Source organism: Phenylobacterium sp. (genome assembly GCF_037968635.1).
Classification (GTDB): Bacteria; Pseudomonadota; Alphaproteobacteria; order Caulobacterales; family Caulobacteraceae; genus Phenylobacterium.
Map to the genome: position 1 here is coordinate 35,353 of NZ_JBBKVV010000068.1, position 22,154 is coordinate 57,506.

At 66.9% G+C, this 22,154-nt stretch carries 19 protein-coding genes; 6 read left to right on the plus strand and 13 right to left on the minus strand.

All coding sequences use genetic code 11. The features are described from left to right. Positions 1-99 precede the first annotated feature (99 nt). The gene (purD, locus tag AAC997_RS08165) at positions 100-1,377 is read right to left on the minus strand and encodes a phosphoribosylamine--glycine ligase (protein ID WP_340645199.1); all 1,278 of its coding nucleotides are present in this window, start codon (positions 1,375-1,377) and stop codon (positions 100-102) included. Between the two features lie 118 nt (positions 1,378-1,495). Here purD and AAC997_RS08170 point away from each other — a divergent pair, with 118 nt between their 5' ends. Then, on the plus strand, positions 1,496-2,488 hold the full coding sequence (locus AAC997_RS08170; RefSeq protein ID WP_340645200.1) for a class 1 fructose-bisphosphatase: 993 nt from the start codon (positions 1,496-1,498) through the stop codon (positions 2,486-2,488). On the opposite strand, the gene phoB is transcribed toward AAC997_RS08170, so the two are convergent. The 6 genes from phoB to AAC997_RS08200 form a co-directional block, all read right to left on the minus strand. Further along, entirely contained in the window at positions 2,485-3,177 is a 693-nt protein-coding gene (phoB, locus tag AAC997_RS08175; RefSeq protein ID WP_340645201.1) for a phosphate regulon transcriptional regulator PhoB, read from the minus strand. The genes AAC997_RS08170 and phoB overlap by 4 nt on opposite strands. 2 nt (positions 3,178-3,179) lie before the next feature. Continuing rightward, positions 3,180-3,881: a phosphate signaling complex protein PhoU gene (phoU, locus tag AAC997_RS08180; protein WP_340645202.1), complete on the minus strand. Its 702-nt coding sequence runs from the start codon at positions 3,879-3,881 to the stop codon at positions 3,180-3,182. 11 nt (positions 3,882-3,892) lie between these two features. Further along, the gene (gene pstB, locus AAC997_RS08185; RefSeq protein ID WP_340645203.1) at positions 3,893-4,738 is read right to left on the minus strand and encodes a phosphate ABC transporter ATP-binding protein PstB; all 846 of its coding nucleotides are present in this window, start codon (positions 4,736-4,738) and stop codon (positions 3,893-3,895) included. Positions 4,739-4,772: 34 nt separating this feature from the next. Then, a complete protein-coding gene (pstA, locus tag AAC997_RS08190) occupies positions 4,773-6,065 on the minus strand; it encodes a phosphate ABC transporter permease PstA (RefSeq protein WP_340645204.1) in 1,293 nt (430 codons plus the stop codon). Continuing rightward, entirely contained in the window at positions 6,058-7,503 is a 1,446-nt protein-coding gene (gene pstC, locus AAC997_RS08195) for a phosphate ABC transporter permease subunit PstC (RefSeq protein WP_340645205.1), read from the minus strand. The genes pstA and pstC overlap by 8 nt, the downstream gene beginning before the upstream one ends. A 92-nt stretch (positions 7,504-7,595) precedes the next feature. Beyond that, positions 7,596-8,999, minus strand: a complete 1,404-nt coding sequence (locus AAC997_RS08200; RefSeq protein ID WP_340645206.1) for an ATP-binding protein — start codon at positions 8,997-8,999, stop codon at positions 7,596-7,598. A gap of 196 nt (positions 9,000-9,195) precedes the next feature. On the opposite strand from AAC997_RS08200, the gene AAC997_RS08205 reads away from it, so the two are divergent. The 3 genes from AAC997_RS08205 to AAC997_RS08215 all read left to right on the plus strand — a co-directional run bounded on the left by AAC997_RS08205 (position 9,196) and on the right by AAC997_RS08215 (position 13,540). Next, on the plus strand, positions 9,196-10,653 hold the full coding sequence (locus AAC997_RS08205; RefSeq protein ID WP_340645207.1) for a porin: 1,458 nt from the start codon (positions 9,196-9,198) through the stop codon (positions 10,651-10,653). Positions 10,654-10,848: 195 nt separating this feature from the next. After that, entirely contained in the window at positions 10,849-11,124 is a 276-nt protein-coding gene (locus tag AAC997_RS08210) for a SemiSWEET transporter (RefSeq protein WP_340645208.1), read from the plus strand. A gap of 145 nt (positions 11,125-11,269) precedes the next feature. After that, positions 11,270-13,540, plus strand: coding sequence for a tetratricopeptide repeat protein (locus AAC997_RS08215; protein ID WP_340645209.1), 2,271 nt, complete (start codon positions 11,270-11,272; stop codon positions 13,538-13,540). Here the strand turns inward: AAC997_RS08215 and AAC997_RS08220 are convergent. Genes AAC997_RS08220 through rfbF form a run of 5 tightly spaced genes read right to left on the minus strand, consistent with a single transcriptional unit; the run spans position 13,537 to position 18,082 of the window. Beyond that, positions 13,537-14,481 (minus strand): NAD-dependent epimerase/dehydratase family protein, encoded by a 945-nt coding sequence (locus AAC997_RS08220; RefSeq protein ID WP_340645210.1) that lies wholly within the window; start codon positions 14,479-14,481, stop codon positions 13,537-13,539. The genes AAC997_RS08215 and AAC997_RS08220 overlap by 4 nt on opposite strands. Before the next feature lies 1 nt (position 14,482). Continuing rightward, positions 14,483-15,013, minus strand: coding sequence for a dTDP-4-dehydrorhamnose 3,5-epimerase family protein (locus AAC997_RS08225; RefSeq protein WP_340645211.1), 531 nt, complete (start codon positions 15,011-15,013; stop codon positions 14,483-14,485). Then, positions 15,013-16,254 carry a class I SAM-dependent methyltransferase gene (locus AAC997_RS08230; protein WP_340645212.1) on the minus strand — a complete coding sequence of 414 codons (1,242 nt, stop codon included), beginning with the start codon at positions 16,252-16,254 and terminating at the stop codon, positions 15,013-15,015. The genes AAC997_RS08225 and AAC997_RS08230 overlap by 1 nt, the downstream gene beginning before the upstream one ends. After that, entirely contained in the window at positions 16,254-17,312 is a 1,059-nt protein-coding gene (rfbG, locus tag AAC997_RS08235) for a CDP-glucose 4,6-dehydratase (RefSeq protein ID WP_340645213.1), read from the minus strand. The genes AAC997_RS08230 and rfbG overlap by 1 nt, the downstream gene beginning before the upstream one ends. Then, positions 17,309-18,082, minus strand: a complete 774-nt coding sequence (gene rfbF / locus AAC997_RS08240) for a glucose-1-phosphate cytidylyltransferase (protein ID WP_340645214.1) — start codon at positions 18,080-18,082, stop codon at positions 17,309-17,311. Before rfbF ends, rfbG begins: the two co-directional genes overlap by 4 nt. 219 nt (positions 18,083-18,301) lie before the next feature. On the opposite strand from rfbF, the gene AAC997_RS08245 reads away from it, so the two are divergent. Together AAC997_RS08245 and AAC997_RS08250 are read left to right on the plus strand one after the other, a co-directional pair. Further along, on the plus strand, positions 18,302-19,024 hold the full coding sequence (locus AAC997_RS08245) for a sulfotransferase domain-containing protein (protein ID WP_340645215.1): 723 nt from the start codon (positions 18,302-18,304) through the stop codon (positions 19,022-19,024). A gap of 58 nt (positions 19,025-19,082) precedes the next feature. Then, positions 19,083-20,129 (plus strand): M23 family metallopeptidase, encoded by a 1,047-nt coding sequence (locus AAC997_RS08250; RefSeq protein ID WP_340645216.1) that lies wholly within the window; start codon positions 19,083-19,085, stop codon positions 20,127-20,129. A 251-nt stretch (positions 20,130-20,380) separates the two neighbouring features. Here AAC997_RS08250 and AAC997_RS08255 read toward each other — a convergent pair whose 3' ends face one another. Beyond that, a complete protein-coding gene (locus AAC997_RS08255; RefSeq protein ID WP_340645218.1) occupies positions 20,381-22,069 on the minus strand; it encodes a glycosyltransferase family 4 protein in 1,689 nt (562 codons plus the stop codon). Positions 22,070-22,154 lie beyond the last annotated feature (85 nt).

Sequence of the window (22,154 nt, forward strand, 5' to 3'; positions counted from 1 at the left end):
GTTTCCCTTGTTCTCTTACACGTGTTTGAAAACACCATACCGACCCGCCCGGCCCGACGGCAAGGCAAGAGGCGAGGTTCATACCGGAACTTCGAAGTTTTAGGCCGGCTTGCCGAGCACCCGCCAGCCGATGTCGCTGCGGTGGAAGCCGCCAGGCAAGTTGATCCTGGCCACTGCGTCGTAGGCCTTGTCGCGCGCCGCCTGCAGGGTCGCCCCGCGCGCGCAGACGTTCAGCACCCGGCCGCCGCTGGCCCGCAGGGTTCCGTCGGCGTCGCGCGCGGTTCCGGCATGGAAGACCGCCACGTCGGGTCCGAAATCCTGCTCGTCGCCGGTGATCACCGCCCCGGTCTTCGGCGCGTCGGGGTAGCCCTCGGCGGCGATCACCACGCAGATGGCGGCCTCATCGCGCCAGACCGGCGGCGCCATCTGGTCCAGGGTCCCGGTGGCGCAGGCCAACAGATAAGGGACCAGGTCGCTCTCCAGGCGCAGCATCAGGACCTGGCATTCAGGATCGCCGAAGCGGACGTTGAACTCCACCAGCTTGGGGCCCTCGGCTGTGGCCATGAGTTCCACGAACAACACGCCGCGATAGGGCGCGCCCTCGGCCGCGATGCCCGCGAAGGCCCGCTCGGCCAGGCGTTCGCGGGTCTGGTCCATCAGGGTGGGGGTGAAGACCGGGGCCGGCGAATAGGTGCCCATGCCGCCGGTGTTGGGGCCTTGTTCGTTGTCATAGGCCCGCTTGTGATCCTGGGCGCCGCCAAACAGGATCGAGGTCTTGCCGTCGCAGAGTGCGAACAGCGAGCCGATCTCGCCCACCAGGAACTCCTCGATCACCACCCGCGCGCCGGCCGTCCCGAACCGGCCGCCCAGGATGTCGTCGATGGCGGCCTGGGCGGTGGCGATGTCCTGCGCGATCACCACGCCCTTGCCCGCCGCCAGGCCGTCGGCCTTGATCACATAGGGCGGCTGGAAACCCGCGAGCGCCGCCTTGGCCGCCTCGGCGTCCGCGAACACGCCATAGGCCGAGGTCGGCAGGTCGTGGCGGTCGCAAAAGGCCTTGGTGAAGGCCTTGGAGCTTTCCAGCTGGCCGGCGAAAGCTGTCGGCCCGAAGCAGGGAATGGCCGCTTCAGCCAGGGCGTCGGCCAGACCGGCCTCGACGGAGACCTCCGGCCCGATCACCACCAGATCGGCGGCGATTTCCTTGGCCAGCGCCACCAGGGCCGGGACATCGACCGCCTTGATTGCGCGGAGCTCCCCCAGCGCCGCCATGCCCGGATTGCCGGGCGCGATCACCAGACGCCCCAGGAGCGGCGAAGCCGCGATCTTCCAGGCCAGGGCGTGTTCGCGCCCGCCGGAACCGACGAGGAGGATGTTCATGACCCGCGCTTTCGCCCGGCAGCCCACGGCGGTCAAGCCGCCAGGGCTTGTCCCACCGCATCGGGATGTGATCTTAGGTTCGCCAGCCCCTGGCGGGCGCTTTCCCGATGGACGATTGATGCCCACCAACCTGCGTGACCACCTCGCCAACGCCGACGTCGAACCCGCCCTCACCGACTTGATCGTGACCGTGGTGGACACCTGCAGCGAGATCAGCGCCCTGGTCCGGCGCGGGGCGCTGGGCGAGGTGCTTGGGGCCCTGGAAAGCCAGAACGTTCAGGGTGAGGTGCAGAAGAAGCTCGACGTCATTTCCAACGACATGCTGCTGCAACGCTGCGCGGGCTCACCCGCACTGGCGGCCATGGCGTCTGAGGAGATGGACGACATCCACCCGGTCCGCGACCTCACGCCCAAGGGCGGCTACCTGCTGCTGTTCGACCCCCTGGATGGGTCCAGCAATATCGACGTTAACGTCTCCATCGGTACCATCTTCTCCATCCTGCCGGCCCCCACCGTTGGCGCGCCGCGCCCGGCGGCCCTGGGCGACTTCCTGCAGAAGGGCCGCGCTCAAGTCGCAGCCGGTTACGTGGTCTACGGACCGCAGACCACCCTGGTCCTGACCCTGGGCGACGGCGTCAACGCCTTCACCCTCGATCCCGACACCGGCGACTGGCTGCTGACGGGCGCGAGCGTGGCCATCCCGGCCGAAACCAAGGAATACGCCATCAACGCCTCCAACATGCGCCATTGGGCGCCGGCGGTGCGGGGCTATGTCGAGGTCTGCCTGGCGGGCGAGACCGGGCCCCGGGGCAAGAACTTCAACATGCGCTGGATCGCCTCGATGGTGGCCGACGTCCACCGCATCATGATGCGCGGCGGGGTCTTCCTCTATCCGTGGGACGCCCGCGAGCCCGATCGGGCCGGCAAGCTGCGGCTGATGTACGAGGCCAATCCCATGTCGCTGCTGGTGGAACAGGCCGGCGGCGCGGCCTTCGACGGCAAGGGTCCGATCCTCGACGCCGAGGTCACCGACCTGCACCAGCGCATCTCGGTGATGCTGGGCTCACGCGCCGAGGTGGAGCACCTCGAGCAACTGCACCAGAACCCTTAGGCGTCCATGTCGAGGGAGTAGCCGGCCGAGCGTACCGTGCGGATCGGATCGGTTTCGGCTTCCTGGCGATTGAGCGCCTTGCGCAGGCGCCCGATGTGGACGTCCACCGTGCGGGCCTCGACATAGACGTCGGAGCCCCAGACGGCGTCCAGCAGCTGCTCGCGGGAGAAGACCCGGCCTGGGTGCTGCATCAGATAGTCCAGCAGGCGGAACTCCGTGGGGCCGAGATGGATCTCGCTGCCGGCCCGCTTCACCCGGTGAGCCACCCGGTCGATCACCAGGTCGCCGATATGGACGCGGTCCTCGGCCAGTCCCGGCCGGATGCGGCGCAGCACCGCGCGGATACGGGCGGACAACTCGCTCATGGCGAAGGGCTTGATGATGTAGTCGTCGGCGCCGGTGTCCAGGCCGCGGATACGATCGCTCTCCTCGCCCCGCGCCGTCAGCATGATGATCGGCACGTTGCGGGTCTCGCTGCGCTGGCGCAGGCGGCGGCAGACCTCGATGCCCGAGACCTTGGGGAGCATCCAGTCCAGCACCACCAGGTCCGGCAGGCGCTCGCTGACCTGGGTCAGGGCCTCCTCGCCGTCCATGGCCACGGCGACATCGTAGCCTTCCTTCTCGAGATTGTACTGGAGGAGGGTCGACAGGGCGTCCTCGTCCTCCACCACCAGGATGTGGGGGATCATGCTCAGACCTCCCGCGCCAGGGCGTCGGTCTTGGGCCGCGCCGAGCCGATGGTCTCGGCCCCGGTGATCTCGTAGTGGATGATCTCGGCGATGTTGGTGGCGTGGTCGCCGATCCGTTCCAGGTTCTTGGCCACGAACAACAGGTGGGCGCAGGCGGTGATCGTGCGAGGGTCGCCCATCATGTAGGTCAACAGCTCGCGGAACAGGCTGTTGTAGTGCTCGTCCACCTCGTCGTCGCGCGACCAGACGGCGAGCGCCCGGTCGAGGTCCGACGCGGTGTAGGCGTCCAGCACGTCCTTCAGCCGGCCCAGGACCAGCTTGCCCATCCGCTCGATGGAGCGGGTCAGCGGGCTCATCGGCTCGGCCTCGGTGAGCACCAGGGTGCGCTTGGCGATGTTCTTGGCGAGATCCCCGCAGCGTTCCAGGTTCATGGCGATCTTCATCGCCGCCACCGTCTTGCGCAGGTCGTTGGCCATGGGTTGGCGCAGAGCGATCAGCCGGATGGCCTTGCGCTCGATGTCGGCCTCCAGAACGTCCAGGCGCTCATCGCGGCCGACCACGGCCTCGGCGAGCGTCGTGTCGCGTCGGACCACCGCGTCGATGCCGTCGCCCACCTGCGCCTCGGTGAGGCCGCCCATCCGCGCGCATTCGGCGGTGAGCGTGTTCAGCTCGTCCTCGTAGGATTTGACGATGTGCTCGTTCATGTCCGTGTTCCCTAGCCGAACCGGCCGGTGATGTAGTCCTGGGTGCGGCTGTCCCGCGGGTTGGTGAAGATCTCGCCGGTGGGGCCAGCCTCCACCAGCTTGCCCAGGTGGAAGAAGGCGGTCTTCTGCGACACTCGCGCGGCCTGGGCCATGGAGTGGGTGACGATGACGATGCAGTACTGGTTGCGCAGCTCGTCGATCAGTTCCTCGATCCGCGCGGTGGCGATGGGGTCCAGGGCCGAGCAGGGCTCGTCCATCAGGATCACTTCGGGACTGACGGCGATGGCGCGGGCGATCACCAGGCGCTGCTGCTGGCCACCGGAGAGGCCGGTGCCGGGCTGGTGCAGCCGGTCGGCCACCTCACCCCACAGGCCCGCGCGCTTCAGCGAGGATTCCACCACCGCCTCCAGCTCGGCCTTGCTGCTGGTCAGGCCGTGGATGCGGGCGCCGTAGGCCACGTTCTCGAAGATGGTCTTGGGGAACGGGTTGGGCTTCTGGAAAACCATGCCGACCCGGGCCCGCAGGATGACGGGGTCGATGGCCTTGTCGTTGACGTCCTCACCGTCCAGCTCAATCCGCCCGCGCACCGTGGCGCCGGGGATCGTGTCGTTCATCCGGTTGATGCAGCGCAGGAAGGTGGACTTGCCACAGCCGGAGGGACCGATCAGGGCGGTGACCGCCTTTTCCGGCACATCCAGGGACACGTCGAACAGAGCCTGCTTGTCGCCATAGAAGACGTTGACGTCGCGGGCGCGGATCTTGATCGCGTGCTGGGGACCGTCGGTGTGAGCGCGGTCCACGGCAATGTGGACGGGCGCTGACCCGTGGGCCTGGCTGTCGTCGCGCTGAGCGGGCATGGGGGACCTTGTGGTTTGACGCAGGATCATTGGACTACCACCGGCGTTCGAAGCGGCGGCGAAGCAGAATCGCGGCCAGGTTCATGACGATCATGAAGGCTAGGAGGACGAGGATCGCCGCGGCGGTGCGCTCGTGGAAGGCGCGCTCAGAGGCGTTTTCCCAGATGAAGACCTGGACCGGCAGGACCGTGGCCGCCCCGGTGAAGCCCTCCGGCACGCCGGGAACGAAGGAGATCATGCCGATCATCAGCAGGGGCGCTGTCTCGCCCAGGGCGTGGGCCAGGGACAGGATGGCGCCGGTCATCACGCCGGGCATGGCGAGCGGCAGGACGTGGTGGAACACGGTCTGGGTGCGCGAGGCGCCGACGCCTAGCGCCGCTTCGCGGATCGAGGGCGGCACCGCCTTCAACGCTGAGCGGGTGGCGATGATCACGGTGGGCAGGGCCATCAGGGCCAGCACCAGCCCGCCCACCAGGGGCGAAGACCTGGGCACGTGCAGCCAGTTGATGAACACCGCCAGGCCCAGCAGGCCGTAGACGATGGAGGGCACGGCGGCGAGGTTGTTGATGTTGACCTCGATCAGGTCGGTCCAGCGGTTCTTCGGCGCGAACTCCTCCAGATAGGTCGCCGCCAGCACCCCGATGGGCACCGCCAGCACCGCAGTCACCAGCAGCATCATGGCCGAACCCACCACGGCGCCCAGCACCCCGGCCTGTTCCGGCTCGGTGGAGTCCGACTTGGTGAGGAAGCCCACATTGAAGCCCTTGGACACCGCGCCGGAGGCCTGCATCCGATCGAGCCAGGTGAGCTGACGGTCGTCGAGCTTGCGCTCGTCCTGCGGCGTCGAGCGCTTCAGCTCACCCTTGTAATAGAGCGCGGCGTCGGCCTTGACCGGGCCGGTCAGGGTGACCTGCTTGCCAATCAGCGAGGGGTCTTCCCGGACCAGCTTCAGGAGCTGGAAGCCGAAATCGTTGGAGATGATGTCCTTCATCTTGCTGGACGCCTCGCCGAACTCGTCGTCCTTTTCGCCCAGCTTGGCCAGCATCTGGTCGGCGACCAGCAGGTCGAAATTGGAGCCGCCGATGTCGGCCGAGTCCACCTTGGCGGGGTCGACATAGATGGTCTGGGTGACCGAGTAGTCGATGAAGGTCGAGTAGCCCTGGAGGGCGATACGCCCCACCAGCAGCACCAGGAAACCCAGGGCGAAGATAATGGCCAACAGGCCGTAGAGACGAAAGCGCCGCTCCTGGGCGTAGCGCTTCTTCAGACGCGTCTCCAGCCCCTGGCGGAAGGCGGTCTTGTCCGTGGGGAGGGCGGCGTCAGTCATACTGTTCCCGGTATTTCTGGACGATGCGCAGGGCGATCACGTTCAGGATGAAGGTCACCACGAAGAGGGTCAGCCCCAGGCCGAAGGCCGAGAGCGTCTTGGGACTGTCGAACTCCTGGTCGCCGGTCAGCAGGGTGACGATCTGCACCGTCACCGTGGTCACGGTGTCCAGGGGATTGAGGGTGGTCTTGGCCTGAAGGCCGGCGGCCATGGTGACGATCATGGTTTCGCCGATGGCCCGTGACACGGCCAGCAGCAGGGCGGCCATGATGCCCGGGAGGGCGGCGGGCAGGACCACCTGCTTCACCGTCTCCGAGCGCGTCGCGCCCATGGCCAGACTGCCGTCGCGCAACGACTGGGGCACGGCGTTCATGATGTCGTCGGACAGCGAGGAGACAAAGGGGATCAGCATGATCCCCATCACGGCGCCGGCTACCAGGGCCATCTGGTTCTGCACCTGGCTGAGATAGATGCCCAGGCCGTCGAAAGGGCCGCCGATCAGCTGCTCGCCTAAGCCGTTGAAGGCTTCCCGGAAGATCGGACCCACGGTCAGGGCCGCGAAGAACCCGTAGACCACCGTGGGCACGCCGGCGAGAATCTCCAGCAGCGGCTTGACGACGCCCCGGGTCAGAGGCCGGGCGTATTCCGAGAGATAGATCGCCGAGTAGAGCCCGATGGGGGCGGCCACCAGCATGGCGATCAACATGATCAGGAAGGTGCCGGCGAACAGCGGCACGGCACCGAACGCCCCCTTGGAGGCGTATTGATCGCTGCGCATGGCGATCTGCGGGTCCCAGTCGGTCCCGAACAGGAAGTCCAGCGGCGACACCGACTGGAAGAAGCGCCAGCTCTCCCAGACCAGGGAGGCGACGATGCCCACCGTGGTCAGGATGGCGGTGACGGCGCAGGCGATGAACAGCACCGCGATCCAGCCCTCCACCCGGTTGCGGGCGCGGAATGTGGAACTGATGCGAGGATAGGCGATCGCCAGGCCCGCCAAGCCCACCACCACACCGGCGGCCAGTGCGCCGTACTGGATGAGCTGCTCCAGGCGCTTGGCCTGGGCGGCCTTGGCGTCGATGGCGCTCTTGAGGTCACCCTCATAGGCGGTCTCGCTGGCCTGGGTCCCGTGCGCCATGGCCCGCGCGTCGTCGAAGAACACGTTCTGGGCGTGGGCGGTCAGGGCCTGAACCGCGACCGGCGGGTCGGCGCGCAGCAAGGCGTTTTCCATGCGGCCGCCGAACAGGGCCGCCGTCAGCACGATCAGGACCGCGGGCAAGCCGGCCCAGAGAGCGACGTAGCCGCCGTGGTAGCCCGGCAGGGAATGAAGGGCGCCGGCCTTGCCCGTCGCGGCCAGGGCCTGGGCCTTGCGGCGGCCAAAGGCATAGGTCGCGCCGGAGAACAGGAAGAGCGCCAGCAGGGCGATCCAGGTGAGCATCGGGGCTCCCAAGCCAGAACAAGCTGCGTGACCGAGGGTCGTCTCACGCCGCGCGGAACCTGCCTGCGCAATGCTGTCGGCTTACGACACTTCTACGACGGTTTTGTAACAGCGTCAGGGAGCGCCTGTTCCAGACCAGCCGCCGCAGGAGTCGCGAGGGGAAAATAGGCGCTGAACGTCGCCCCCTCCCCCTCCACGCTCTCTACCGCCAAGCCACCGCGATGGCGGTTCATGATGTGCTTGACGATGGCGAGGCCCAGACCCGTTCCGGACCGCTCGCCGCTCTTCTGGCCCTCGACCCGGTAGAATCTCTCCGTCAGCCGGGGCAGGTGCTCGCGCTTCAGGCCGAGGCCTTCATCGCTGACCCGCAGGGCGGCATAGAGGTCCTGGCCATGGTCGGGGGTTAGCAGAGACAAACGCGCCGCCTGGGGACGGAGCGGCGCGGCGGCCGCCTCCGCGGTCAACCCGCTGGCCAGGGCGATCTTCACTGTGCTGCCGCGGGGTGCGTATTTCAGCGCGTTGTCCACCAGGTTCTGCGCCACCTGGACGATCTGGTCACGGTCGCCCGAGACAAGCGCCACTCCGCGCGCCGGCAGGCAAGGCGCCAGGGTGACGCCGCGCTCGCGGGCCAGGGGTCCAAGCGCGTCCACCACATCCATCACGGCCGAGGCGAGATCGGTCTCACCTTGCGGGGCCACATGCTCGTTGAGTTCGATGCGAGAGAGCGACAGCAGGTCGTCGATCAGCCGGGCCATTCTCTCGGCCTGGGTGGACATGATGCTCAGGAATTTCTCGCGGGCCCCCTCATCGGTGCGAGCATGGCCACGCAGGGTCTCGATAAAGCCGCTAAGGGACGCCAGCGGCGTGCGCAGCTCGTGGCTGGCGTTGGCCAGGAAATCGGCGCGCGTCTGCTCGGCCCGGCGGATATCGGTCTCGTCGCGCAACACCAGCAGGGCCAGACGCGAGCCGTCGGGCGCCTCTCCCAGAGGTTTGGCGAAAGCCGTCAGGACGCGGGCCTGGGCCCCGCCCATCTCATAGACCGCCTGGCTGTCGAGCCCGGCGAACAGGGCCTCGTCCACCGCCTCAAGCACCTGCGGATCGCGGATCGCAGTGACCAGAAGGCCTGCGTCATATTGAATCCGAAGCAGGTCACGCGCGGCGTCGTTAACCATCACGAAACGTCGACCTGTGAGGTCATCAGGTTCATGGGCGGCGATCACCAGGACCGGATCGGGCAGCGCGTTGATGATGCTGACATAGGGCGGCGCATTTTCGTGCGGCGGCCGCGTGGGCGCGAGCGGAGTCTGCGCCTCCAGGTCGGGAATCCGCGCGGCGCGCCAGGCCACCACCAGGACCAGGATCGTGAGGAAGCCGGCCATCCAGACCGCACCCGGCGCATGAGGCGCGAGCGCCAGCAGAGCCAGCACGCCCAGGCCGCCGGTGATCAGCGCCGGACCCGAGAGCCAGAGCCATCCGCGCGGCGGCGTCTGCGACAAGGCGAATCTCCGAGGCTGCAAGGTATGAGCAGGCCCGAGACTTATGACACCGACACGACAGTCGCCCAAGCGTCGGCGGGCCGTGCGGAAAGCGGCGTCCGGTTCAATTCAGCTTTCATCTATCCGATGGGATGTCTCGGGTCTTCGCGACGCCTGAGTTTTCGAACACGCCAACAATCGAGGGGCTAGAGGCCAGATGGCTTGGAAATCGAAACTGCTTGCCGGGGCCGCAGGTCTCGCCCTGATCTGGCCCGGCGTCGCCGCGGCCGATCCGGCCACCGACGCCAGGATCGCGGCGCTTGAACAACAGTTGTCGCTGCTTCAGGCCCAGATCGCTGACCTGAAGGTGTCCACCGGCGCCGGCCCCGCGGCCCAGCGCCCGACCGCCACGACGACTTCGGCCACGATCGCCAACGGCAAGCCGACCATCGCCAGCTCGGACGGAAAATTCTCCGCCACCCTGCACGGGGTGATGCAGCTCGACACCGCCAAGTACGACCAGGACGACCGCCTGCCGGCCGCCGTCACCGCCCGCGACCTGTCGGGTGGGGCCAACTTCCGACGTGCTCGGATCGGGGTGGACGGCAAGGTCTTCGGCAACTTCGACTACAATATCCTCTTCGACTTCGGCGGCTCCGGCGCCGAGGACTCCGGCCGGGTGCAGGAGATGTGGGTGCAGTATTCCGGCCTGAGGCCCCTGCGCTTCCGGATCGGCGCCTTCGCCCCGCCCCTCGGACTTGAAGACGCGGCCTCCACCAACGGCGCGCTGTTTCCCGAGCGTCCGGCTGTAGCCGACATCGCCCGCGGCCTGGCCGGCGGCGACACCCGCATCGGCGCCGGCGTCATCGGCAATGGTGACCACTGGTTCGCCTCAGCCATCGCCACGGGCTCCCTGGTGCAGAGCCTGAACTCCGGCGCGACCGCCTTCAACGCGCCAATCTTCGACGAACAGCAGGGCTACGCCCTGCGCCTCGCCGGCACGCCGTTCCATGGCTCTGACTGGCTGGCCCATATCGGCGCCAACGCCAGCATCGTGGCCCAACCCACCGACCTGGGAGCCGCTGCGGCGACCCGCTACGCCCTGCAGGTGCGCGAGCGGCCTGAACTGCGGGTCGACGGCACGCGGCTGGTGGACACCGGCCAGATCGACGCGAAGGGCGCCCAGGCCTACGGCCTGGAGTTCGCCGCCCAGAAGCAGAACCTGCTCGTCCAGGCGGAGTATTTCGACATCTCCATCGACCGCCGGAACCCGGCCGTCGGCGCCTCTGATCCGAGCTTCAACGGCTGGTATGCGCAGGGCAGCTGGGTGCTGACCGGCGAGCGCCGCAAGTACAATAACACCACGGCGGCCTTCGATGCGCCCGGCGTGGACAAGCCCTTCGACCCTTCGAAGGACCGGTGGGGCGCCTGGGAACTTGCGGCGCGCTACTCCACCATCGACCTGAACTACTCGGAGAACAGCCTGGTCGTCGCCGACCGCGTCCGCGGTGGCGAGCAGGATATCTGGACCCTGGGCGTCAACTGGTTCCCCAACCCGGCCGTCAAGTTCATGCTCGACTATTACGACGTCAGCGTGGACCGCAAGAACGCCGCCGGGGCGGCCATCGGCCAGGACTACCGGGCGCTTAATCTGCGCTCGCAGATCGCCTTCTAGGTCCTCGACTCCGATCTCAGGACAAGGACCTCGATCCGCGGGTGACGGGTTCGAGACGCCAGCACGCCGAGGTGTGTTGGCGTCCGGCCCCTGCCTGGCCTCATGCGGCAAAACCTCCGGCGCGCCTTTTCCCGCGGACGACCCGCAACCGGGATCTCAGACGTCCGTTCTCTGGCGTCGAAGAGGGCCCGCGTCATGACCATTCTCTCGCCGACCGATATCGTGGGCACCCTGGCGGCGCTGTGTTCCATGGCCAGCTTCACCCCTCAGATCGTCAAGATCTGGCGGGAGAAGAACGCCGCCTCGGTCTCCCTGCGCATGTACGTCGTCACCGTCACAGGCTTCATGCTGTGGATCACCTACGGCGTGCTCATCGAAAGCTGGCCCGTCGCCGCCTCCAACACCGTCTGCCTGGTGCTTTCCGGGGCGATCCTGGGCCTGAAGTGGCGCTTTCGCGAAAACCACGGCTGACCCCGCCCTGGTTGGCGCCGCCGCCGCCGCACACTAGATTGCCGGCCAACCGCGGGCGTTCGCCTGCACATGACCAACCCCCAAACGCGGCCCAAGGCGCCTCGGACCCCCGAGCCCTCACGCGTGACAGGACGCCGCGATGTTGATGGAACGGTTTGCCCCCGCCGAAGCCGCCCTGAAGGCGGGAGATCGGGACGAGGGCATTCGGCTCACGGCCGAACAACTGACCCTCGACCCCAATGTTCCGGCCCGGGTCTACCAGAACTTCACCGCCCTGCTGATCCGCCACAAGATGTTCGATCAAGCCGAATACTGGGCGAAAGTGGCGACCGACCGCTACCCGCGCGATCTGGACCTGTGGAACATCCTCGGCGTCGCCCTGCGCCGGCTCGACCGGCACGCCGAAGGCCTGAAGGCTCTGGAGCGGGCCATCAAGATCAACCCCAAGAATCTCACCCCTCAGATCAATCGGGGCAACATTCTGAACGATCTGAAGAACCCTGCCGCCATCGAGATCTTTACCAAAATCATTCGCCAGCAGCCCACCAACGCCGAGCATCAGCGTTCCCTTGGGCGAGCCTATTGGTTCGCCGGCGAACTGGACAAGGCGGAGATGCGCTTCAACCTGGCCGTCAAGCTGAAGCCGGACTATGTCGACGCTTGGCTGGATCTGACCTCGCTCGCCGCGGAGACCAAGGGCCCGGTTGAGACCCTGCCGGTCTTGAGCCGCGCCGTCGCGGCCCTGCCCAACGAACAGAGGATGCGCGAATCCCTGGGCGTGATGCTTCGGCGCGCCGGCCGGAACAAGGACGCTGCGACCTATTTCGCCAACCTGCTGACCGAACTCGGCGAGCAAGCCTGGATCCACTATCAGTTCGGCCTGACGCTGGCCGACTTCGACCGGACGGAAGCCAATCGGCATTTCGAGACGGCGCATGAACTGGCGCCGGACAATGCGGATTTCCAGCTCGCCCTCGCCGAGAGCTATTCACGGACTCGCACCGGCGACGAGGCGGCCAATCTCGAACGCGCCTATCAGTTGCTGAAGCCTATCGTCGACAAGGTCGGCGCAGGCGCGGGTCCTGTGAAAGTGGCAAGCGACATCCTGGTCCGGGTCGCCGACTACGACGCCGCCGACGCTCTCGGGGATTTCCAACACCTTGGCCGGCTCTGGGCCTCCAACGGACGCCACACCGCCCTGCTCTCCCACCTGGCCCGCGTCCGCACCTCTCAAGACCGCGACGAGCTGATCCATCAGCACCGGATCTGGGGCGAATTGGTGGAGGCCGCCGTGGCTCGCCGGCCGATCACGCACCCGGCGCCCCGGACGCCCAACGGCAAGATTCGGGTGGGCTTCATGTCCTCGGACCTGCGATCGCACCCTGTCGCTTACTTCTCCTTGCCGCTCTTCGAGCACTACGACCGGGAGAAGTTCGAGGTCTATTGCTACTCCTACTATACGGGCGAGGAAGACCAGACCCAGAAGCGCATCACCGGGATGGTGGAGGCCTTTCGTTGGAATCCCGACATCAATGACCGGGATGCGGCCCAGTTGATCGCAGACGACCAGCTCGACATGTTGATCGAGCTGGGCGGCTCAACCCACATGAACAAGATCACGGTGATGGGCTACAAGCCCGCGCCGATCCAGGCGAGTTGGTTGGGCTATCCGCACTCCGCGGGGCTGAAGGCCATCGACTACCTGATCGTCGATCCGTTCATGCTGCCTGAGCGGGAAGGTCTGTTGATCGAAGAGCCGCTGGTGTTGCCGCATGGCTGGTTCGCCCTGTCCTCCGGCGCCTTCAACGAGCGGGTCGCCGTGCAGAATCCGGCGCCCGTGGCGCGCAACGGCTATGTGACCTTCGGGACCGCCAACAACCCCTACAAGTACAGTCGAGACATGGTCCGGACCTGGGCCAAGGTGGTCGCTCAGGTTCCCAATTCCAAGTTCATGTTCGTGCGGCCCGAGAGCGGCTCGGAGAGCTTCCGCAACAACCTGGCGGCCCTGTTCGCCGAGGAAGGCGTCGGCGCCGATCGGTTGCGCTTCGAGGCGGTGCGCGGCGCCCACCTGCCGTTCTACAATGAGATGGACATCTCCCTGGACAGCTTCCCGCAGACAGGCGGCACCACCACCTGCGAGAGCCTGTGGATGGGAACCCCGGTCATCACCCTGGTGGGCGAGACCTTGTTCGAGCGGCTCAGCTATTCCAGCCTGATGAACGGCGGCCTGCCCGAACTTTGCGCTCGAGACACAGAGGGCTATATCGCCGCGGCGGTGAAGCTCGGAACCAACCCCGATCGGATCGTCGAGCTGCGAGAGGGCCTGCGGGAACGCATGCGCGCCAGCCCTATCGGCCAAACCACCGGGTTCGCGCACGACTTCTTTGGCCTGATTGAGAAGGCCGTGAAGGGTTAGGCCGGCGCGCCGAGCAGGCCGCGCCGAGCCACGTCGCGGTAATAGTCGACATAACTGTCCCAGAAACCGGCCTCGTCCCAGGCCTGGTCCAGGGTCGGTTCGTCATTGGCCACCACCGGTGGTTCGGGAAAGGCCGTCTGCGCCAGACAATCCACGGGGCAGTCGCGCCCCAGTCGCAAGCCGGCCTCGCGGCTGACGCGCAGGGCGAATTCCCCCTGGGTGCTCACATAGCCGGCCGGGCGGCACACCCGGTCCAGCTCCGGATCGGCCAGCATCTCGGCCACCAGCCCCGCATAGGCCCGGCCCAGCAACACCACGGGGATGTTGTCGCGCACATAGGCCGGCGTCCGCACCACGCCCGACCTGCCAGCGAACCAGGCCTGGAACAGCGACCAGACGAGACGCCCCTCCTCCAGCGGACCGAACGGCCCGTTGATCATGAAGCGGCCGAAGGCCAGGCCGCGCCACAGGGCCAGATGCCGGAAGCCATCATTGGTCAGCTTTTTCGACAGACCATAAGGCGAGACCGCCAAGCCATCGGCCGCGTCCTCGAATCCGGTTCCGGTGGCGATCACACCGCGCACACCGGCCGCCGCGGCGGCCTCGAACACGACGCCGGCCCCCGTCAGGTTTCGGGTCACGCCGGCGGCCACGTCGTAGTCGGAGTTACGGTAGCCTGGGATGTCGGCGGCGTGATGGGCCAGGATGTCCAAGGGGCCCGCGGTCTTCAGCAGACCCATGAAGGCGAGAGACCCAAAGGGCGCGTCGAACACGACCTGGGCGATGGTCTTGAGCTTGTCGGCCCGGTCTCGCCGAAGGCCGTCATAGTCGGCCTGCGCGCGCTTCAACGGCGCCACCACCTCGTGCCCCGCGTCAGCCAGGGCCTGGGCGATCCAGACGCCGGTGAACGAGGTCGCGCCGGTGAGCAGGACCCTCGCCATCTCAGGCCTCGTGATCGGGGTAGGTCGCGTCACGGTCGGAGATCACGACGGGCTGGGCGGGCCAGGTGATGCCGAAGGCCGGGTCGTTCCAGCGCACGCCGCGCCCGTGACCGGCTTCGAACATCTTGTCGATCTGGTAGAGGACGTCGGTGTCGGGCTCCAGGGTGATGAAGCCGTGCGCCATGCCCGCACCGATCAGCAGGGCGCGGCCATTGTCGGCGGAGAGCTCCGCCCCGGTCCAGCTCAGATAGGTCGGACTGTCGGGACGCAGGTCCACCGCCACGTCGTAGATCGCGCCACGCGTCACCCGCACCAGCTTCACCTCGGCGCGCGGCGCGGCCTCAAAATGCATACCGCGCAGGGTGTGGGGGGCGGTGTTCCGCGACAGGCTGGTCTGGGCTGGGACAAAGGCGTGACCAGCCCCGGCGAACTCATCAGGACAGTGAAGACGGGCGAAGGAACCACGCTCGTCCTCGGACGGATCGAGGTCCACGACCGTCACGCCATCGATGGCCGTCGGGGCGAACCGCATCAGCTGATGACCTTCGTCTCCGGCGAGGCGGTGACGAAGCGGCCGCCCCAGTCGGCGATGCGCGCCAGCTGGCCCATGATCTCGTCCTTCAGGTTCCAGGGCAGGATCAACAGATAGTCGGGCTTGATCTCGTCCACCTTCGCCGGGGCATGGATCGGGATGTGACTGCCCGGCATGTAATGGTCCTGCTTGTGTGGATTGGCGTCGAACACCGCGACGATGTCGCCCGTCCCCACGCCCGCATAGTTCAGGAAGGTGTTTCCCTTGGCCGCCGCGCCATAGGCCGCGACGGTCTTGCCTTCGGCCTTCGCCCTGGTGAGGAAGGACCGGAAATCGGCACGCACCGCCTCCACCCGCGCGGTGAAGCCGTCATAGCCCGACAGCTTGTCGAGGTCGGCCGCCTGCTCGCGCGTCCGAAGGGCCTTCAAAGCTTGCGTTTCCAGATGGCTCGACGCCTCGTGGGCGCAGAACAGACGCAGCGACCCACCGTGGGTCGCCAGCAGCTCCACGTCGAAGGGCCGCAGTCCGTTGGCCCGCAGCACCCGCTCCACCGCCAGCAGCGACAGGTAGGAGTAGTGCTCGTGATAGATGGTGTCGAACTGCACCCGTTCGATGAGGTTCAGGAGGTGCGGGAATTCGAAGGTCAGCACGCCCTGCGGCTTCAGCACATGCCGGAAGCCCGCCACAAAGTCGCCGATGTCCGGCACATGAGCCAGCACGTTGTTCCCCGCCATCAGGTCGGCGGTGATTCCCCGGGCCTTCAGATCACGGCCGGTGGCGTCGTTGAAGAACGACACTTCGGTCGGGATGCCGCGTTCCTTGACGGCGACCTCGGCGGTGTTGGCGGTGGGTTCGATCCCCAGGACAGGCACGCCCATCGCCTTGAAGTGTTGCAGCAGGTAGCCGTCGTTGGAGGCCACCTCGATCACCAAGGATTGCGGCGTCAGGCTGAATCGCTGGGTCATCGCCTCGGCGTAGCGTTTGGCGTGCGCCACCCAACTCTCGGAATAGGCTGAAAAATACGCGTACCCATCGTCGAAGATCGCGTCGGCGGCCACTGGATCGTCGGCCTGGACCAGGAAGCAGCTCCCGCAGACCCTGGTGTGCAGCGGGTAGGATTTTTCGCCCCCGGCATCCAGCTGGGCCTGGGTCAGATAGCTGTTGGCGAGGGGCTGCAGACCCAGGTCCACGAAGTCCTGGGTGAGCGGCGCACGGCAGAAACGGCAGGTGGGAGCAGTCATCAAAGGCCTTCGTAACGCGAGATCTGTTCCCGGCACAGGGTGAGCGCATCGCCGCCGTCGGCTTGCTGCCGATACCAGTCCATCGTCCACTCCACAGCCACCGGCGCATCGAGTTGGCTCTCGAAAGCCAGCACCTGCCTGGCGAGGCTGGCGTCGATGCCAAGGGATTTGGCTTCCAGGGAATTGGGGTCGGGTTCGTGGCGCCAGGGCTTGGCGCCCAGGGCCTTGACCGCCGTCGTCGCCAGTTCGCCCACCGTCACCTCAGGTCCGCCGGGGCGAGGTCCGAAATTGAGCGCGCGCGGCGCCTCGGGGTCGGTGGCGAGGCGTTCGAGATAGGTCAGGTAGCCCGCCACGCAGTCCAGCACGTGTTGCCAGGGCCGGGTGGCTTCCGGGTGCCGCAGCACCGTTACGCCCTGGGCCTGGCCGGCCCGGACGATGTCGGCGACGATGCGGTCGCGGGAATAGTCCCCGCCGCCGATGACGTTGCCGCCTCGCGCTGTGGCGACCGGCACGCCGGCCTTGTCGAAGAAGCTGCGGGCGAAGCTCTGGGTGACGATCTCCGCAGCGGCCTTGGAGGCTGAGTAGGGGTCCTTGCCGCCCAGCGCATCGGTCTCGGTGAAGGCCCGGCCCGTCTCGGCGTTGGCGTAGACCTTGTCTGAGGTGATCACCAGGACAGCCTTCAGCGCGGCCTGTTTTCGGAGGGTCTGCAGCAGGTGCGCCGTGCCCAGGATGTTGGAGGAGAAGGTGGCGATCGGGTCCTCGATGGAGGCCCGCACGATCGGCTGGGCCGCCATGTGCAGCACCAAGTCGATTTCCGCGCCCTTCAGCACCGCCTCCACCGCCGCAGGCTCGCGCAGGTCGGCGATGCGGGAGTCGATCAAGGCTCCGATTCCGGCCTGGTCGAACAGGGCCGGTGTCTGGTCAGGGTCCAGGGACAGACCGGTCACCTTGGCGCCCATCCGGGCCAGCCAGATCGCGGCCCACGAGCCCTTGAAACCGGTGTGGCCGGTCAGCAGGACGCGCTTGCCCGACCAGAAGGCGGGATCGGGTCGGCTCATTTCCAGACGTGCCACGGCGCCTTGCCCGAGGCCCAGAGAGCCTCGAGCTGGTTCTTGTCCCGCAGGGTGTCCATCGCCGCCCAGAAGCCCTCGTGGCGCCAGGCCATCAACTCTCCCTCGGCGGCCAGCCCTTCCAGGGGTGCGGTTTCGAATGGAATTTCATCGCCGTCGATTCGGCTGACCACCTCGGGCTGCAGCACAAAGAAGCCGCCGTTGATCAGACCATTGTCGCCCGGCGGCTTCTCGATGAACCGCTCCACGGCGCCATTGACGATATCCAGCGCGCCATAGCGGCCGGGCGGCGAGACCGCCGTCACCGTCGATTGCTTGCCGTGCGACTTGTGGAAGCTCGCCAGCGCTGCAAGGTCCACATCGGCGACGCCGTCGCCATAGGTGAAGAAGAACGCCTCGCCCGGGGTCAGGTACTTGGCCACGCGTTTCAGCCGGCCGCCGGTCATGGTGTCGGGCCCGGTTTCCACCAGGGTGACCTTCCAGGGCTCGTGATTGGTGGCGTGGTATTCCATCGACCCGTTGGCCAGGTCGACCGTGAAGTCGGCGTTGTGGAGCACGTAGTTGGAGAAGTACTCCTTGATCACGTAGCCCTTGTAGCCAAGGCAGATGATGAACTCGTTGAACCCGTAGTGGGAGAACAGCTTCATGATGTGCCACAGGATCGGCCGCCCGCCGATCTCGATCATGGGCTTGGGCTTGAGGTGGCTTTCCTCGGAGATGCGCGTGCCGAGCCCCCCGGCGAGGATGACCACCTTCATCGGGCGCTCGCAGGAGTGTGGCCGGCGGACGCGGCACGGTCGAATGTCACGGTCAAGGCTCTGAAACCCGTTCTGGAATGGCGTCGACGGACCTTTCGGGGTCCGCGCGGCGCGGTCCTCCACCTAATATCGCGTGTCGTCGCGCGCATGAAGTCGTATCCACGCCAAGCGTAGATCGAAGACCCGCCCCTCGCGTCCAGGGTGAGCCGAAGAGGAACCATGCCGCGCGTCGACTTCATCATCCCAGGTTTCCAGAAGGCCGGCACCACGGCCTTGTTCGATCACCTGGGCGACGTGCCGGGCGTCGCGCTGTCGAAGGTCAAGGAAGTCCACTTCTTCGATGACGAGGGCGTCGACTGGGCCTGCCCTGACTACAGCGTCTACGAGGCGCAGTTCGCCCCCGCCGACGGCGCGGTGGTCGGGGAGGCGACTCCGATCTACCTCTATTGGCCAAACGCGCTGGAGCGGATCGCCGCCTACAATCCGGCGATGCGGCTGATCATCATGCTGCGAGATCCGGTGGAACGGGCCTGGTCACACTGGCGGATGGAAACCTCCCGCGGCCCGGAGCGAGAACCCTTCAGCTGGTGCATCCGCCAGGGACGACAGCGGTTGTTCGCCAGTGAACCTTGGGGCCATCATCGGGAATTCTCCTATGTCGAACGCGGCTTCTACGGTGAGCAGGTCGCGCGGTTGTTCGAGCTGTTCCCGCGCGATCAGGTGCTGTTCCTGAAGGCCGACGACCTGCGCACCGACCCCAACACCGTCCTGGGTTTGATCTGCAGCTTCCTCGGCCTGCCGCCCCCCCCGCCGACCGCGCCAAGGGCCGTGCATGTGGGCCAGGAGATGGTGGGTCTCGCGCCCGCCGACGTCGCTTACCTGCAAGGGGTCTATGCCCACGACCTGACCCGGTTGAAGGACCTCACCGGGATCGCCCTCTGACACGTCTTAGTTCAGTCTCACGCTCCGATCAGGATCATGGGCCATGGGAACCTCGTCGATGACATTCGCCCGCTGCGCCGCCTTGTCCGTCCTCGCCCTGCTGGCAGGCTGCGGACGTGGCACGCCGGCGGCCACCGAGCCTCTGCAGAAGTTGGCCTCGCCAGTGACGCCGCCCCCCGCAGACGCGCCAAAACTCGCCCTGCCAATCGCCTGCCAAATCGGCGTGAGCTGCGAGCTTCAAAACTATCTTGACCGTGATCCCGGCCCTGGCGTGCAGGACTACCGGTGCGGCGAGCGCACCTATGAAGCCCACGGCGGGATCGACTTCCGAATTCCCGACATGGCCGCTCAGCGCGCGGGTGTCGCGGTCCTCGCCGCCGCTCCGGGCACGATCAGCCGGCTGCGTGACGGCGTGGAGGATATTTCCGTGCGAACGGCCGGCGTCGACGTCTCCAACCGGGAGTGCGGGAACGGCGTCGTCGTGGACCACGGGGCCGGCTGGGAGACGCAGTACTGCCACCTGGCTCGTGGCAGCATCATCGTGAGGGCCGGAGATCGGGTGGCCACCGGCCAACCCTTGGCCAAGGTCGGACTTTCGGGAAACACCGAGTACCCTCATCTGCACCTCACCGTGCGGCACAACGGCGTCACCATCGACCCGTTCGCGCCGACACCAGGGGTAGCCTGCGACCCTGGGACCGTCGCCGGGTCCAGCCTGTGGGATCGCGCGACGGGCGAAAGTCTGCGCTATCAGACCGGCGCTGTTCTCAATGGCGGCTTCGCGACCGGCCCGGTTTCTCCTGAGGCCGTGGAGGCCGGGGGCGTCCTGGCTCCAACCGCCGATAGCGCCATGGTGATCGCCTATGTGCGGGCCATCGGCCTGAGGCGCGACGACATCCAGGAACTCACCCTGATGGGTCCGGATGGCAAGGTCCTTGCCCAGTCGCGCCTGCCGCCGCTCGACCGGGACAAGGCTCAGTACTTGCTCTATGTGGGCAAGAAACGTCCGGCGTCAGGTTGGTCCAAGGGCAGTTACACGACCCGCTATACTGTGAGTCGTGAGGGCGCAGCGGCGGTGCAGCGGGAGTACCGCATGGTCTTTTAGCGGCGGCGTTCTGGGCGCGACCGGCTCCGGAAGCTGGGCGTGCGGCGCTCCTCTCGAACTGTTGATTTCGCGTGCAGCGGGATTTTCTTTCGTCTCCCGTTGAATTGGATTACAGTTTTTTGTCAGCCGAGCTCTCCAAGGCTGTGTCGCTTTGGCCGGGCGGTCAGCCCCAGGGTTTGCCGCCCGGCCTCTCGCTTCCTCCCGCATTTTCGCCTATCCGCAGGCCGTCGCTCGCGAGCGATCACTCGCGGTCAAATGTCGGCGCGATTTGAGACCTGTGGCGGCGAAACCAGTTCGATCACCCCGAATTTGACCAGCCATAGCAGGCCACGTTCCAGAAACCCTCGGCGCTGAAGGGTGAAGAGGGCGACCAGCTCGGCGACGCTGGCCTGCGCGCCGTCGGCCAAATGATCGAGGACCACATCAACTTCAGCAAGCGTCGGCAGCGCCGATCCGCCGAGCGCCGCGAAGTCCTCGGACAGGCGCGCGCGGGCGGCTTCCCGGGGCAGGCCGGCCGTCGCCCTCAGCAGCGTGGCCGGGATCAGCACCGCGGTGGGATAGGCGGCGAAGAGTTGGAAGGGATCCAACCTTCGGGGATTGTCGATGAGGGCCGCCACCCCTGGCGCTTCTGGAGCTGCGGCCTTTCGGCGATCAGAGAGTTCACGCCACAGGTCCTGGTAGCGGGGAATGATCGTGGACCAGTCGAAAGTGGCCTGTGCCTGGCGCGCTGCGGCCCGGCCCATGGAATGGCGGAGGTCGGGATTGGTGACCAGGGCGGTGATCGCCGCCACCGCCGCGCGATGATCGACACCCGTCATCTGGGCGCCCGCCGCGAGGTAGGTCTCGTAGGGAATCCACTCGTTGGCGTAATGGTAGGCGAGGTCGCGCCCGAGGCCCGGCCGGGGCGCGGTGGTGGGGACGCGGAAGCCGTCGACGCCATGGCGGACGGTATCGCGGTATCCGTCCCAGTCGGTCACCACCGAGGGCAAGCCGGCGGCCATCGCCTCAACCGGAGTTAGACCGAAGGTTTCCTGGACGTTCTCCGAGAATGAAATGAAGAAGTCGGCCGCGGACCAGATCGAGAAGCGGGTCTCCGGCTGGCGGCCATCGACCGGCCTGTAGTGGATGCTGGGACAGAAGGCCTGGGTTTGCTTGTGGAAGAGCGCCGTCGTGGCGTCGGTGGCCGACCAGCCGGCGACAATCCAATAGATGGGCCGGCCGGTCTCCACTGTGGCGGCTTCCAGGGCCAGAGCCATGGTGGCAGGGTTCATCTTTCCAGCGGCGTCGAAGCGTCCAAGATAGAGGGCGACCACGGCATCCTGAGGAATTTCCAGGCGGGTCCGCCAGTCGACCCTTTGGTCTGGGGTGGGCGTGAAGTCAGAGGCGTTCACCCCGAGTGGGATGGTGGTGAGTTGGGGCGCGGGAAAGCGCGTGGCGCCCAGTCGCAGGCGCAGGTCCTCTCGGGTCTGGTCGAGCACGACCTGGACCCCAGATCTGACCGCATCAGAGGTGCAGATCAGCGCGTCCCACTCCTCCACAGGGGCGAGGACCATGTCGGCGATGAGATCGGCGGCGCGATGCGTCGCCGTTGTGTGGGTGATTCCGCACAGACTGTAGCGGGTGCGGCCCAGCGGACGGCGGGTCCAGGCTTCGGGAGCCAGGCTGGGCTGCGGGAGGTAGAGGCATCCGGGGTCAGAGAGCCCGGAGCGCGACAGGCGGTCCAGCCACCGAACCGGGCGCCTACTGGGCTCGATCCGATTCAGGAGCGACTGGAAGACATCGGGCGTGCGGCTGCTGGCGTTGAGCAGATGCAGCCTGTCGATCTGACCGTGACGCAGGAAGCCCCGCAGGAAGCTCTCGCCCGCCGAGTGTCGGCCCATGAGCCGGTCGCCGGACGTATCGTAGCCATCCGGGTGGAAGTAGATCGCGGCGTTGCTCATTGAGCTAGGCCCTAGCGGATATCCGACGGCGATACAAATCCGCGCAAAAGAAAGGGGCCGCCCCGAAGGACGGCCCCAGACTTAG